Origin of the sequence: Paraburkholderia sp. (genome assembly GCF_047605525.1) — a bacterium.
GTDB lineage: Bacteria > Pseudomonadota > Gammaproteobacteria > Burkholderiales > Burkholderiaceae > Paraburkholderia.
Map to the genome: position 1 here is coordinate 312,703 of NZ_JASGFN010000001.1, position 14,148 is coordinate 326,850.

The following is a 14,148-nucleotide window of genomic DNA, read 5'->3' on the forward strand; positions in this document are numbered from 1 at the left end:
ACCGCGGTTCGGTATCAGTCGCGGGCCGGCTTGCGCGCCGGCCGGTCGACGCCCGGGTAATCGGGCAGCGTGGCGACGCTCTTGCCGATCGCCTTCGCGTAGAGCGGCAGCATGTCCGGCAGCCGCTTGATGATGTCCTCGCGGCGTTCCGGCGTGTACGGGTGGACATAGATGAAGCCGCGTTCGCCGTTGCCGCGCGTCGCCTGCGCGAGCTTGTCCCACAGCGTGACCGCCGCGCGCGGATCGAAGCCGGCGCGCGACGCGATATCGCTGCCGATCACATCGGCTTCGGTTTCGTCGGTGCTTTCGTACTTCATTTCCAGCAGACGCGAACCGATGCCGAGCGGCGCCATGCCGAGATCGGCGAGACCGAACAGTTGCGGGATCGTGCCCGACGAATCGAGCTGACTCGCCTGAAGCTGACCGAGCCGCATGCGCGCGTGCTCGCGTAACGCATGCGCGATTTCGTGGCCGATCAGCATGCCGAGTTCGTTGTCGTTCAGGCGTATGCGGTCGAGCAGTCCGCTATAAATGACGATCTTGCCGCCCGGCAGGCAGTACATGCGGATGTCGTTCGAACGCACCACCGCCACGTCCCACTTCCAGCTCTTGGCCCGCTCGTTCCATTTCAGCGAGTACGGGATCATCTTGTCGACGATCGAGCGCACGCGTGTGACGCGCGCATCGGTGTCGCCGTAGAGGCGATTCGCATGTTCGGCGCCGTAGACGATCTGGTTGAATTCCTCGGCGGCTTGCGCTTCGAGCATCGGCGACGGGATCAGATTGCGGAACACCATGTAGCCGCCATAGCGCAGTTGCGGGCTCACGTAGTACGGCGGCGGGACGGAGATCGGCGCGGAGGTTGCGGCGGGCGCTCTGGCGGCGGTGGAGGGTTGCGCGGGCTGGGGCGCGGAGCCGGGGGCGGCGGACGTAGCACTGCCGGGCGCGCCTGGGGTGGTAGTGTTCGGGCCGGTGTTTGTGCTGCTGCTTGTGCCTGCGCTTGCGCCCGCTGTCGCACCGGGCGTTGCCGATGTCGCATTTTCGGCACTGGCGGCGCTTGTCGTGGATTTGGCCGCGGGCGCCGCCGCCGCGCCGGTCGTCGTGCCGGCTGTACCACTGGTTGCGGCTGGAGCGGGCGTCGCCGCGCTGTTAGCCGCGCTCGCGCCGGCCGCATGCGCGCCCGACGGCGCCATCAGCGCGATGCTCGCGCAGCCGAACGCCCATGCCGCGCGCCGCGCCGCGCGACTCACGTCGATCGATAAAGCGCGGCTCGTGGCGAGTTGCCGCATGCGCGTCGGGAACCGCGTCTTCACGACTGGGCCCTCCACGGCGCGATACGCAACAGCAGCAACATGCCGGGCACCGCGAGCGCGGTACACAGGATGAAATAATCGAACCAGCCGATCTGCGCGACCACATAGCCGCTCGCCGCCGACGCGAGCGTGCGCGGCACCGACGCGAGGCTCGTGAACAGCGCGAACTGCGTCGCGGTGTAGCGCGGATCGGTGGTGCTGGCGATATACGCGGTGAACGCGGCCATCGTCAGGCCGGTGGCGAAGGTTTCGAAGCCGTACACGAGTGCGAGTGCCACCGAGCGCGGGTCGAACTGCACGCTCCAGTCGATGCCGACGAACGAGAGCAGCTTCGTCGTCCCCTGGCTCAGCACGACTGCGATGTTGTAAATCTCGGTGAGGCCGGGCGAATCCGGCCCGAGATGCGCGAGCCATGCGAAACCGAGCGTCGACACCATCTGCAGCAAACCGAAAATCCACAAACCGCGGCCGATGCCGATTTTCATCAGCCAGATTCCGCCGACGATGCCGCCCGCGAGACTCGCGCCGAACGCGGTCGTCTTCGCGATCACACCGATCTGCGTGCGCGAGAAACCGATGTCGAGGAAGAACGACGTGGACAGCGTGGTCGCCATCGTGTCGCCGAGCTTGTACAGGAAGATGAAGCCGAGCACGAAGAGCGCACCGCGCCAGCCGTCGCGCTGGATGAATTCCCGGAACGGCTCGACGATTGCTTCGCGCAGATTCTTCGGCGGCTTGCCGTGCACCTCGGGCTCGCGCACCACCAGCGTCATCACCATACCCGGCAGCATGAACGCGGCCGTCACGATGAACACCGTGCTCCACGGCAGATGGTCGGACAGGATCAGCGCGAGCGAGCCGGGCACGAGCGCCGCGATCTTGTACGCGTTCACGTGCACCGCGTTGCCGAGGCCCTGCTGCGTGTCGCTCAGCAATTCACGCCGGTACGCGTCGATCACGATGTCCGAACTCGCGCCGAAGAACGCGACCAGCGCGGTCAGCGCGGCGACGGTCCAGATCGATTCGCGCGGCGACACGAAGCCGAGCGTCGCCATCGCGCCCGCCACGAGCAGTTGCGTGACCAGCATCCAGCCGCGCCGTCTGCCCGGCCGCCAGCCCGGCAGCCGCGGCACGTAGCGGTCCATCAGCGGCGCCCAGACGAATTTCCACGTGTACGGAAACTGGATCAGCGCAAAGAGGCCGATTTCCTTCAGATTGACGCCTTCGGAGCGCAGCCACGCCTGTACGAGATAGACGAGCGTAAACAGCGGCAATCCCGACGTGAAGCCGAGAAAGACGCAGATCAGCATGCGCGTATTCAGGAACGCGCGCCAGCCGGGATGTTCTTCGTGAGCGGTAAGTGCGGGCGCCTCGTGCGGCGGGTTCGACATGTGGATAAGTGACGTTAGCTTTTCTTGACGCGATAGACCGCAAGACTACCACGCCAGTTCACGCCCCAACGCACCGCCTGTCCGTCGTGCAGTACGACGCGGTCGAGAATTTCGATGCCGACTTCGGGGGCGAGCGCTTCGAAGTCCCTGATCGTCAGCACGCGCACGTTCGGCGTGTTGTGCCATTGATAAGGCAGCGACTTCGACACCGGCATGCGCCCCTTCAGCACCGACAGCCGATGCGTCCAGTAGCCGAAATTCGGAAACGACACGATGCATTGCTTGCCGACGCGCACCGTCTCGCGCAGGATCGCCGCGGTCTGGTGGATGGTTTGCAGCGTCTGCGACAGGACCGCGAAATCAAAGCTGCCGTCTTCGAACAGACGCAGGCCGTCTTCGAGGTTCTGCTGGATCACGTTCACGCCGTTTTGTGTCGCGGCCAGCACGCCGGCGTCGTTGATCTCGATGCCGTAGCCCTGCACGTCGAGCTCCTCGGTCAGCAGCGACAGCAGCGAGCCGTCGCCACAGCCGAGATCGAGCACGGTCGCGCGCGGTTCGACCCAGCGGGCGATCGCGCGGAAGTCCGGGCGCAGCGCCAGGTAATCGAGTGCTCGCTGGTTCATGCGTTGACCTCGTTTGCAATGCGTTCGTAGTAGGCGCGCAGCAGGTTGTGATAGCGCGCGTCGTCGAGCAGGAAAGCGTCGTGGCCGTGCGGCGCGTCGATCTCCGCGTACGTGACGGTGCGCTTGTGATCGAGCAGGGCCTTCACCAGTTCGCGCGAGCGCGCCGGCGCGAAACGCCAGTCGGTCGTGAAGCTCGCGATCAGATACTTCGCGGTGGTGTGCGCGAGCGCGGCGGTCAGATCGCCGTCGAAGGCCTTGGCCGGGTCGAAGTAGTCGAGCGCGCGCGTGATCAGCAGGTAGGTGTTCGCATCGAAGTAGTCGGCGAACTTGTCGCCCTGGTAGCGCAGATACGATTCCACCTCGAACTCGACGTCGAAGCTGAAGTTGTAGTCGTCGAGCGCGCCTTCCGCGCGGCGCAGCGAACGGCCGAATTTTTCGGCCATGTCGTCGTCCGACAGGTACGTGATGTGGCCGATCATGCGCGCGACGCGCAAGCCCCGCTTCGGCTTCACGCCGTGCGCGTAGTAGTTGCCGCCGTGAAAGTCCGGATCTGACAGGATCGCCGAGCGCGCGACCTCGTTGAACGCGATGTTCTGCGCCGAGAGCTTCGGTGTCGATGCGACCACGATGCAATGCGCGACGCACTCCGGGTACATCATGCTCCACGCGAGCGCCTGCATGCCGCCGAGGCTGCCGCCCATCACCGCGGCGAAGCGCGTGATGCCGAACGCGTCGGCGACGCGCGCCTGCGCGTTGACCCAGTCTTCGACGGTGACGACCGGAAACGCCGCGCCGTACGGCTTGCCGGTGGCTGGGTCGACGCTCATCGGCCCGGTCGAGCCGAAGCACGAGCCGAGGTTGTTCACGCCGATCACGAAGAATCTGTCGGTGTCGAGCGGCTTGCCGGGGCCGACCATGTTGTCCCACCAGCCGACGTCCTTCGAATTGTCGGCATAGACGCCCGCCACGTGATGCGACGCGTTGAGCGCGTGGCACACGAGCACCGCGTTGCTGCGCGCGGCATTGAGCGTGCCGTAGGTCTCGACCATCAGGTCATAGCCGGCGAGCGAGCTGCCGTTGCGCAATTGCAGCGGCTCGGTGAAATGCATTTTCTGGGGAGCGACGATGCCGATGGATTCCATTCATTCCGCCATTGAGTCAACAGGGCGGCTAAACGGCGTCGGCGAAGCACGGAGAAGGACTGTGTGCGCGGCTGACGACCTCTTTAGCCGCATTTATAGTGAACCGCGGACCTGTGGCCGGTGGTTCGCGCGCCCGCAATCGAGTCAGCAAATCGGCGCGTGAGATGGTGCAAAAGGGTGTTGCGTATTCGGGAATTCCTGAACGCGGTGCGGCGTGCATTGAAACGTAGCGGACGCGTCAGGCGCAAAGTATAGCGGAAAATTCCGCGCGGCAGCGTCGCGGCCGGCGCTGTAAAGGCGCCGCGCGGGCGTTGCGCGCCGCAAGCGCTACTGGAGAATCAGCAGCAGTTGCGCGTCCGCGTGTTCGGCGGGTGGGCGCGCGAAACCGCTGCGCGCATAGCGGTGCCAGCGGCCGATCACGTAGCTCAGCAGCAGGCTTGCGCGGATCGCCGGATCGTAGCCGGCGGGCAGCGCCGCGGCTTGTGGCGTGGCCTCCGGCCCGGCATCGGCCTCGACGTTGCCGGCGCCGTTGCTGTTTGCGCTGGCAAGCGCCTCTGTTTGCGCGAGCCGCAGACATTGCTTCAGCGACGCCTCGATGCGCTCGAGCATCTGGTTCACGCGCTCGGTCAGCCGCTCGTGCTCGCCGACCAGCGCCTCGCAGGTCAGCACGCGCGTCATGCCGGGATTCTTCGCGGGAAAGTTGAGCAGCATCAGCGCGATTGCGCGCGCTTGCAGCACGCCGTTGCTTTCGTGGCTCGTGATCTGGTTGATGAGCCCGAACAGCGTCTGCTCGATGAACTCGATCAGTCCTTCGAACATCTGCGCCTTGCTGGCGAAATGACGGTACAGCGCGGCTTCCGAGACGCCGAGCCGGGCGGCGAGCGCCGCCGTCGTGATCTTTTCGCTCTTCGGCGCCTCGAGCATGCCGGCGAGCGTCTGCAGGATGTGCACGCGGCGCTCGCCCGGCTTCGGGCGCGGTGCCCGTGCCGTGGCGGGCGCGGCGGCGGGCGTCGCGGGGGAGGCTTCGGCTAAGGCTTCATCAGGCTTGTCGATCGGCTGCATGGCTATCGTCCCCCGCTGCTGTCGTGGCGGCTTTCGTCCTATTGTCCCGGCTTGCGTCCCTTCCATCGAACTGAGCGCGTGCTCAGTCGTAACGATTTTAGCGAACGAATGCTGCGGTCGACATAGTGCGGCCGGCCGGTTCCCGGCAGGCGTGTCGGCACGCCGTCCGCGCGCGGCTTGCGCGGCAGGTGGCCGGTGATCCACATCGTGCGGATGCCGAGCCGCCGGTAGTTTTTCAGATGCGAGCGGGTGTCTTCGACGAGGATCGCGTCTTTCAGTGACACGTGCGCGTCACGCATCGCGCGGCGCAGCATCGTGTGGTCGGGCTTTGCGCGCCACTGGCGGCGGTCGCGCATGTGCTCGATCGCGATCACGCGCTCGAACAGCCGCTCGATGCGCAGCTCGGCGAGCACCGCGCGCGCGTAAGCCTCGGGCGCGTTGGTCAGCACGATCTTGCGGCCCGGCAGCGCCGCGACGAGACGCGCGACGCCGCGTTCGTGGCGGATCATCGAGCCGAGATCAGGGAACGTGTGGACGACTTTCAGGAAGTCGTGCGCGTCGAGCGGATGGTGGCGCGTGAGGCCGAGCAGCGCGGCGCCGTAGCGCAGCGTGTAGCCGGTGCGCAGGCGATTGGCTTCGTCGATGCCGACCTGCAGCGCGCCGACGATGTACTGCGTCATCGCGTGGTTGATCGCCGGGAAGATTGCGTGCGACGCGTGATGCAGCGTGTTGTCGAGATCGAACAGCCAGACCGGCTTGCCGCCCGCGATGTCGGGACGGCGGCGCCGCGAAGTAAGGGTGCGCATGGTGTGGAGGCCTTCGGATGCCGGCGGGCGCTTCATGCAGCGGATGCGGGCGCCGCGCCACGGCGGCGCGCCGCTTGTGCCGGGTTGGCCGTAGCGATCAATGCGAGCGGATCATCGTACCGAACGGCTGTTCGGTCAGAATCTCGAGCAGCACCGAGTGCTCGATCCGGCCGTCGATGATGTGCACCGAGCGCACGCCGCTCTTCGCCGCATCGAGCGCGGACGAGATTTTCGGCAGCATGCCGCCGGAGATCGTGCCGTCGGCGAACAGGCCGTCGATTTCGCGCGCCGACAGGTCGGTCAGCAGATTGCCTTCCTTGTCCATCACGCCGGGGATGTTGGTCATCATCACGAGCTTTTCGGCGTTCAGCACGACCGCCAGCTTGCCCGCGACGAGGTCCGCGTTGATGTTGTACGACAGGCCGTCGTCGCCGCAGCCGATCGGCGAGATCACCGGGATGAACGCATCGTCCTGCAGCGCTTTCACGACGGCCGGGTTGATCGCCTCGACTTCGCCGACCTGGCCGATGTCGACGTACTGGCCCGGATTGTCGCGATCCGGCATCAGCATCTTGCGCGCGTGGATCAGGCCGCCGTCCTTGCCGGTCAGGCCGACCGCGTGGCCGCCGAAGTGGTTGATCAGCATCACGATGTCCTGCTGCACCTCGCCGCCGAGCACCCATTCGACGACTTCCATCGTCTCTTCGTCGGTGACGCGCATGCCCTGGATGAACGTGCCCTGTTTGCCGATTTTCTTCAGCGCCTGGTCGATTTGCGGACCGCCGCCGTGCACGATGACCGGGTTGATGCCGACCAGCTTCAGCAGAATCACGTCGCGCGCGAAGCCCTGCTTGAGTCGCTCCTCGATCATGGCGTTGCCGCCGTATTTGATGACCACGGTCTTGCCGTGATACTGGCGAATGTAAGGCAGCGCCTCGGCCAGGATTTCAGCCTTCAGGGTGGGCGCAATCTGCGAAAGGTCGGGAAGCTCGGACATGGCGGCAGGCTCGGGCACGGGACAGTTAAAACAGCGCGAATTGTACAGGACTGGCGCGCTGCAACAGGGTTTTGGGCAGCGTCGCAAGCGACGGGCGATGCGGGTTTGGCGTGCCGCACCATGACGGGCCTCGGAGGCGGGTCGAGGAGCAAGCTTAACGCGCTTGCGTGACGGCTGTGAATCGGCCGGATGGACGACTGCACCTGGGCGCGGCGACATGGCATCATTGGTCGAACAATGTGCCCGGCAATCTCCTGCACCTCGCGATGAACCCGTCTTTCACCGGCTCCGGACGCAGCGCGCGCTGTCCGCGCTGCGGCATTGCATTCGACTGCTGCATGCGGACGGGGGCGGCCAATTGCTGGTGCCGCGAGTTGCCGCCGCTGCCGGCCGACCGGCTCGACCCGGCGAGTACGTGTCTGTGTCCGGAATGCCTCACCGAGGAGATCGCACGGGCGGCGCGAGGGGAAGCTGGGGGTGACCGGTCCTGACTGATGCTGATTGGGGCTGGTTGGCGGGGAGCGCCGCTGGCGTGAGCGGCGGGATTTGCCGCCGCGTCATCGCGAAACCGCCGCAAGGGCAGGCCCGTCTACTCCCCCCGATTCCGGGCCGCCAGCGCCCGCAAATCACGGGCAACCGCCTCCAGCGGCGGCTCCCATTCGCCGAACCGCGGCCGCCGGTACAGCGTGACGCGCGGGTCGATCATCCGCAGGCCGGCCGCGCGGGCGGCGGCGACCTCGTCGGCCGCGCCCGGTTGCAGCGAATAGAACCGGACTTCGCCGAGGTCGGCGAAATGCGCGGCATAGCGCCGCCAGCCGACGCTGCGAAACGGATTGCGCTGATGGCCGCGGCTGCCGGTCCATGTGAGTCCGACCTTCAGGCAGCGTCCGCCGGCAAGCCGCCTGCGCCACGACTCGCAGGCCGCCGCGTCCGCGAACAGATACGGCAACGCGGCCGGAATGGTCTCCTCACGCGTGCCGAAGATCAGCGGCAGGCTGAGCAGCGGAATTTCATAATCCATCGGCGGCAGTGCTTCGACGCCCCCACCGGACGAATAGCTGTCCACTTGAGCGCCGAGGCTGCGCGCGAGCAGCGCGCCCATCTGCGGAAACGAATTCCAGACGACGCGGCCGCCCTCGCGATGAACGCGCCCGGCCAGCATCGGGATATAGCGGCTGAATTGAAGCACGTCGCCCATACCCTGTTCGCCCCATACCAGCAGCGTTTTGCCGGCGAGCGGCTCGCCGCGCCAGGTCGGCGCCGGCATCACCGGACGGTTGCCGCCGAGCTCCAGCGAGCCGTCCCAGCGCGCCTCGTGCGACGGCCATCCCTGCACGTAGTTGCCGCGCACGAGCCGCAGCATGCCGAGGTTCGAGCGCATCGTGGGGTTCCCCGGCGCGAGCTCGCAGGCCGTCGTGGCGGCCTGTTCGGCTTCGTCCCAGCGTTGCGCTTCGCGGAGCGTCAGCGCATAGTTGTTGTAGCCCAGCGGGCTCTGTGGCGCGCATTGCACGGCCTGCGCGCCGGCTTCGAGCGCGCGGGGCAGGTCCAGATTCCTGCGATACGCGTTGGCGAGATTGATCCATGCGTTGCCGTCGTCGGGCGTATTGCGGACGGCACTTTCGAGAAGCGCGAGCTGTTCGTTCAGGTCGCTGCCGGTGAGGGCTAGCGCGCCGGCAAGATTGCTGCGTAGCTGCGGCAGCGCCGGATCGAGCGCGAGCGCGCGGCGATACGGCGCGATCGCTTCGGCGTGGCGCTGCTGCTCGAGCAGCGTGGAAACGAGTGTGTCGGGCGAGGCACCGTCGAGCGGATGCAGTCCGGCCGCGGCATCGAGGCAACGGGCTTCCACTGCCGCCGTGCCGTTTGCTCGCGCGGCGACGGCGTCCCGCACAAAAGTCAAAAAAGCGGATAAGGCGTCGGCTTCGCGATCGGAGGTGAGCGGCATGAATGGATGGCGGGCGACGATCGTCGATGCAGCATGGGCCCGCGCGGCGCTATCCCGAAGACAGTCATGTTACCGGCAGTCGGGTTGCGCAGTGAGCCGGAACTATCCGAACGGGTAGACTAGGGTCATGCACCGTATAACCAATACCGGCCGCGTCAATCTCGGTCATCTGTTCTGGCTGCGCAGCCTCGCGATCATCGGTCAGTTGCTGACGATCGCGTTCGTGCAGATCTTCATCGGCGTGAATTTGCCGTTGCCCGCGATGCTGCTCGTGATCGCACTCGAGGTGATGTTCAACGCGCTCACGTGGTGGCGCGTTTCGCAGCAGCGGCCCGAGTCCAACATGGAGCTGTTCGGGCAGATCTGGGTCGATCTCGGCGCGTTGTCAGCGTTGCTGTTCCTGTCCGGCGGCACCACCAATCCGTTCGTTTCGCTGTATCTGCCGTCGCTTGCGATCGCCGCGGCCGTGCTCCCCTGGCATCTGATGGCCTGGCTTGCGGCGTTCGCCGTCGCCTGCTACGCAGTGCTCGGTTTCGATTCGGTGCCGCTCAATCTCGATAATCCCGCGAATCTGTTCGAGTACTACCGCGCCGGCATGTGGGTCAACTTCATGGTGAGCGTCGGGCTGATCGCGTGGTTCGTCGCGCGCATGTCGAGGGCGCTGCGGCTACGTGACGCAGCGCTCGGGGAAGCCCAGCAGCGCCTGCTTCACGACGAGCGGGCGGTCGCGCTGGGCGTGCAGGCCGCCACCGTCGCTCACGAAATCGGCACGCCTCTGTCTACAATCGCGATGCTGTCCGAAGAATTGCGCGATGCGGCGCGCACCGACGAAGGGCTTGCTCCTTATCGCGCCGACTTCGAACTGCTCGAGCGGCAGATGACGCTGTGCACGTCGGCGCTTGCGCGTCTGCGCAGCCGTGCGTCGACGGCGACGAACCGTCAGCCGGTGGACGAGTGGCTCGAATCGTTTGCCGGGCAGTGGCGTCTGCGTCATCCGCACGTGAAGTTCGAGCGGCTCGGCACGCCGCCCGCCGACGTCAGTCTCGACGATACGGTGGCCGTCGGCCAGATACTGACGATCCTGCTCGACAACGCCGCGCGCGCCAGCCGCGATCACGTGACCCTATCGTGCGCGCTCGGGCCGCGTGGCGACCAGATCGTGTTCGAGGTGTGCGATGCGGGTCCGGGCATTCCGGCCGCGCTGCGCGGCTCGCTCGGAGCGATGCCGGTGGACAGCACGCAGGGCGGCCACGGCGTGGGCCTGTACCTGGCGTTTTCGGCGGCGGCGCGTCTGAAGGGATCGATCGAGCTGACCGACGTCCGCGCGGCCAGGCCGCGCGGTACGCGCGCGGTGCTGAGACTGCCGCTCGCCACGCGCAAAATTTCCGGCGCGAGCCGTCAAGGCGCCGCGCCATCCAACACGGAGAAACAGGCATGAGCGAAAAGAATTTTCTGGTGATCGACGACGACGAAGTGTTCTCCGGCATCCTCGCTCGCGGTTTGACGCGGCGCGGCTACACGGTCAGCGAAGCGCACAACGCGGACGAGGCGATCCGGCTGGCGAATCAGCAGAAGTTCAGCGAGATCACCGTCGATCTGCATCTGGGCAACGACTCCGGCCTCACGCTCGTCGCGCCGTTGCGCGATCTGCAACCCGATGCGCGCATGCTCGTGCTGACCGGCTACGCGAGCATCGCCACCGCGGTGCAGGCAGTCAAGGACGGCGCGGACAACTACCTCGCGAAGCCCGCCAATGTCGAGACGATTCTGTCGGCGCTGCAAAGCGAGGCGAGCGCGCTGCAGGCCGAAGAGGCAATCGAGCATCCGGTGCCGCTTTCGGTTGCGCGGCTCGAATGGGAGCATATCCAGCGTGTGCTCGCTGAAAACGGCGGCAATATTTCGGCGACCGCGCGTGCGTTGAACATGCATCGGCGGACGTTGCAGCGCAAGCTCGCCAAGCGGCCGGTCAAACAGTAAGCGGTTGGCACGGCGTTGGCTGTTCGAGCCGCCGCCGCGTATTGAGCGACTCAAATGAAAACGGGCTGCCTTTTCAAAGGCAGCCCGTTTTTTACGCGTCGGATTCAACCGATATCACAGCACGTAACGCGACAGGTCTTCGTCCTCGGCCACTTCGTTGAGCGCGCGATCGACATACGCCGCGTCGATCTGCACGGCGCGGCCCGAATGGTTGCCGGCCGAGAACGACACTTCCTCGAGCAGCTTTTCGATCACCGTGTACAGACGCCGCGCGCCGATGTTCTCGGTCTTCTCGTTCACCGAGTATGCGATCTCCGCGAGACGGCGAATGCCGTCGCTGGCGAATTCGAGGTGCACGTCTTCGGTGGCGAGCAGCGCCTGATATTGCTTGACGAGGCTCGCATCCGTCGACACGAGGATCGACTCGAAGTCATTCACCGACAGCGAATCGAGTTCGACGCGAATCGGGAAGCGCCCCTGCAGTTCCGGAATCAGATCGCTCGGCTTCGCGAGATGGAACGCGCCGCTCGCGATGAACAGGATGTGATCGGTCTTCACCATGCCGTACTTGGTGTTGATCGTCGTGCCTTCGACGAGCGGCAGCAGATCGCGCTGCACGCCCTGACGGGACACCTCGCCGCCGCCGGCCTCGTTGCGCGACGCGATCTTGTCGATTTCGTCGAGGAACACGATGCCGTTCTGCTCGACGTTCTGCACCGCCTTGGTTTTCACCTCCTCGTCGTTCAGCATCTTGCCGGCTTCTTCGTCGGTGAGCACCTTCAGCGCTTCCTTGACCTTCAGCTTGCGGCGCGTTTTCTTGCCACCGCCGATGTTCGCGAACATCGAGCGGATCTGCTCGGTCATGTCTTCCATGCCCGGCGGCCCCATGATGTCCATGCCGACCTGCGGCTGCTCGACGTCGAGTTCGATTTCCTTGTCGTCGAGCTGGCCTTCGCGCAGGCGCTTGCGGAACGTCTGCCGCGTGCTGCTTTCGTCGCTGCTTTCCGAACTCGTGGCCGAGCCGAAACCCACCGGGCGCGCGCTCGGCAGCAGGATGTCGAGGATGCGGTCTTCGGCGAGGTCGCCCGCCTTGGTCCGCACCTTGCGCATTTCCGTTTCGCGGGTCTGCTTGACCGAAATCTCGATCAGGTCGCGCACGATGCTGTCGACGTCGCGGCCCACGTAGCCGACTTCGGTGAACTTCGTGGCTTCGATCTTGATGAACGGCGCGTCGGCGAGCTTCGCGAGACGCCGCGCAATTTCGGTTTTACCGACGCCGGTCGGACCGATCATCAGGATGTTCTTCGGCGTGATTTCCTGGCGCAGCGGCTCTTCGACCTGCTGACGGCGCCAGCGATTGCGCAGCGCGACGGCCACGGCTTTTTTCGCGCGGCCTTGGCCGATGATGTGCTTGTCGAGTTCGGAGACGATCTCGGCGGGGGTCATGGTGCTCATCGTGGGTCCGTCCTTACTCGATCGTCTCAATGACGCGGTTGTGATTCGTGTAGATGCACATGTCGCCAGCGATTTCGAGCGCTTTTTCCACGATCTCGCGCGGCGCCAGCTCGGTGTTGTCGGCAAGCGCCTTGGCCGCCGCCTGCGCATAGGCGCCGCCCGAACCGATCGCGCAGATGCCGCCTTCGGGGTCGAGCACGTCGCCGTTGCCGGTGATGACGAGCGTGGTGGTGGCGTCCGCGGTAATCAGCATCGCTTCGAGGCGGCGCAGCATGCGGTCGGTGCGCCAGTCCTTCGCGAGTTCCACCGCCGCGCGGGTGAGGTTGCCCTGATGTTTTTCCAGCTTCGCCTCGAAGCGGTCGAGCAGCGAGAAGGCGTCGGCCGTGCCGCCGGCGAAGCCGACCAGCACCTTGCCGTTGTAGATGCGCCGGACCTTCTTCGCTCCGCCTTTCATGACGATGTTGCCGAGCGTCACCTGGCCGTCGCCGCCGAGTGCGACCTTGTTGCCGCGGCGCACGGAAACGATCGTCGTGCCGTGAAATTGCTCCATATGCGTTCCTCTTTGCAAAACGGGTAGGACGCGGCGGCGCGGCGCGCCACCGCATGAATCCTGTCAGCGGACGGCGCGCCGGCTGGCGCGCTCGTGAGCGCATGTCCGATCTATTTTAGGGCGTGCGCGGTCATATCAAGATCAGCCGGAAGGCATAGGACGAAAAACTGGAAACCGGCTGCGGGAGCGGAAAAAGAGGGGGCGAAGGAACGGCGGATAAGGGGGGAGGATGAGGGTGGCGCGGCGCAGTTCGCGCGGATGTCGCGTAAAAAGAAAAGGCGCACGGTTCACCGTGCGCCTCTCGACGAAGCAGCGTTTTCCCGGGCGCCAGGCCAAAGCCGCGCCGCGGGCGGTCAGTCGCCGAACAGCTTCTGGCGCAGTTCGCGGCGCTCCTGTGCTTCCAGCGACAGCGTGGCCGTGGGTCGCGCGAGCAGACGCGGAATGCCGATCGGCTCGCCGGTTTCCTCGCACCAGCCGTATTCGCCCGCTTCGATGCGCGCGATCGATTGCTGCACCTTCTTCAGCAGCTTGCGCTCGCGGTCGCGGGTGCGCAGTTCGAGCGCATGTTCTTCCTCGATCGTTGCGCGGTCGGCCGGATCCGGCACGATGACCGTTTCGCGCAGGTTTTCGGTCGTCTGGCCGGCATTGCGGAGAATGTCCGCCTGCAACTGTTCGAGCCTGTTCTTGAAGAAAGCGAGCTGATCCTCATTCATGTAATCCTTGTCGCTCATCTTCAGGATTTCGGCTTCGGTCAAGAGTCGTTTCGTCGTCATCTGGCTTACTTCTTCAATGTGAGGCAAAACTCTTACAGGGTGCCCGCACTTTCGTATTGCCCGCAAAGGCGTCGCGCGGACGCGCGGCGCAGGGTGGCCACGAACGATGGGCTGTCG

The 14,148-nt window shown here is 65.7% G+C and carries 14 protein-coding genes; 3 read left to right on the top strand and 11 right to left on the bottom strand.

From position 1 onward, the window contains the following. Positions 1-14: 14 nt before the first annotated feature. From QM685_RS01470 to argB, 7 genes are all read right to left on the bottom strand, one after another. Positions 15-1,313 (bottom strand): M48 family metallopeptidase, encoded by a 1,299-nt coding sequence (locus QM685_RS01470; protein ID WP_415112068.1) that lies wholly within the window; start codon positions 1,311-1,313, stop codon positions 15-17. Beyond that, on the bottom strand, positions 1,310-2,704 hold the full coding sequence (locus QM685_RS01475; RefSeq protein ID WP_415112069.1) for an AmpG family muropeptide MFS transporter: 1,395 nt from the start codon (positions 2,702-2,704) through the stop codon (positions 1,310-1,312). Before QM685_RS01475 ends, QM685_RS01470 begins: the two co-directional genes overlap by 4 nt. Positions 2,705-2,718: 14 nt before the next feature. Beyond that, positions 2,719-3,327 carry a methionine biosynthesis protein MetW gene (metW, locus tag QM685_RS01480; protein WP_415112070.1) on the bottom strand — a complete coding sequence of 203 codons (609 nt, stop codon included), beginning with the start codon at positions 3,325-3,327 and terminating at the stop codon, positions 2,719-2,721. Next, complete coding sequence (gene metX, locus QM685_RS01485; RefSeq protein ID WP_415112071.1) at positions 3,324-4,469, bottom strand: homoserine O-succinyltransferase MetX; 1,146 nt, start codon at positions 4,467-4,469, stop codon at positions 3,324-3,326. Before metX ends, metW begins: the two co-directional genes overlap by 4 nt. Before the next feature lie 327 nt (positions 4,470-4,796). After that, on the bottom strand, positions 4,797-5,531 hold the full coding sequence (slmA, locus tag QM685_RS01490) for a nucleoid occlusion factor SlmA (protein WP_415112072.1): 735 nt from the start codon (positions 5,529-5,531) through the stop codon (positions 4,797-4,799). Between the two features lie 38 nt (positions 5,532-5,569). Continuing rightward, positions 5,570-6,337: an HAD-IA family hydrolase gene (locus QM685_RS01495; RefSeq protein WP_415112073.1), complete on the bottom strand. Its 768-nt coding sequence runs from the start codon at positions 6,335-6,337 to the stop codon at positions 5,570-5,572. Between the two features lie 97 nt (positions 6,338-6,434). Further along, on the bottom strand, positions 6,435-7,334 hold the full coding sequence (gene argB / locus QM685_RS01500) for an acetylglutamate kinase (protein WP_415112074.1): 900 nt from the start codon (positions 7,332-7,334) through the stop codon (positions 6,435-6,437). Positions 7,335-7,600: 266 nt separating this feature from the next. Here argB and QM685_RS01505 point away from each other — a divergent pair, with 266 nt between their 5' ends. Next, on the top strand, positions 7,601-7,825 hold the full coding sequence (locus tag QM685_RS01505; RefSeq protein ID WP_415112311.1) for a cysteine-rich CWC family protein: 225 nt from the start codon (positions 7,601-7,603) through the stop codon (positions 7,823-7,825). A gap of 98 nt (positions 7,826-7,923) precedes the next feature. Here the strand turns inward: QM685_RS01505 and QM685_RS01510 are convergent, their stop codons facing one another. After that, positions 7,924-9,276, bottom strand: a complete 1,353-nt coding sequence (locus QM685_RS01510) for a tetratricopeptide repeat protein (protein ID WP_415112075.1) — start codon at positions 9,274-9,276, stop codon at positions 7,924-7,926. A 127-nt stretch (positions 9,277-9,403) separates the two neighbouring features. Here QM685_RS01510 and QM685_RS01515 point away from each other — a divergent pair, with 127 nt between their 5' ends. Then, on the top strand, positions 9,404-10,714 hold the full coding sequence (locus tag QM685_RS01515; RefSeq protein WP_415112076.1) for an ATP-binding protein: 1,311 nt from the start codon (positions 9,404-9,406) through the stop codon (positions 10,712-10,714). After that, on the top strand, positions 10,711-11,253 hold the full coding sequence (locus tag QM685_RS01520; protein WP_415112077.1) for a response regulator transcription factor: 543 nt from the start codon (positions 10,711-10,713) through the stop codon (positions 11,251-11,253). Before QM685_RS01515 ends, QM685_RS01520 begins: the two co-directional genes overlap by 4 nt. A gap of 114 nt (positions 11,254-11,367) precedes the next feature. Here the strand turns inward: QM685_RS01520 and hslU are convergent, their stop codons facing one another. The 3 genes from hslU to dksA all read right to left on the bottom strand — a co-directional run bounded on the left by hslU (position 11,368) and on the right by dksA (position 14,031). Continuing rightward, the gene (gene hslU, locus QM685_RS01525; RefSeq protein WP_415112078.1) at positions 11,368-12,708 is read right to left on the bottom strand and encodes an ATP-dependent protease ATPase subunit HslU; all 1,341 of its coding nucleotides are present in this window, start codon (positions 12,706-12,708) and stop codon (positions 11,368-11,370) included. Positions 12,709-12,721: 13 nt separating this feature from the next. Continuing rightward, a complete protein-coding gene (hslV, locus tag QM685_RS01530) occupies positions 12,722-13,258 on the bottom strand; it encodes an ATP-dependent protease subunit HslV (RefSeq protein WP_415112079.1) in 537 nt (178 codons plus the stop codon). A 353-nt stretch (positions 13,259-13,611) separates the two neighbouring features. Next, positions 13,612-14,031: an RNA polymerase-binding protein DksA gene (dksA, locus tag QM685_RS01535; protein WP_331601524.1), complete on the bottom strand. Its 420-nt coding sequence runs from the start codon at positions 14,029-14,031 to the stop codon at positions 13,612-13,614. Positions 14,032-14,148: the final 117 nt, after the last annotated feature.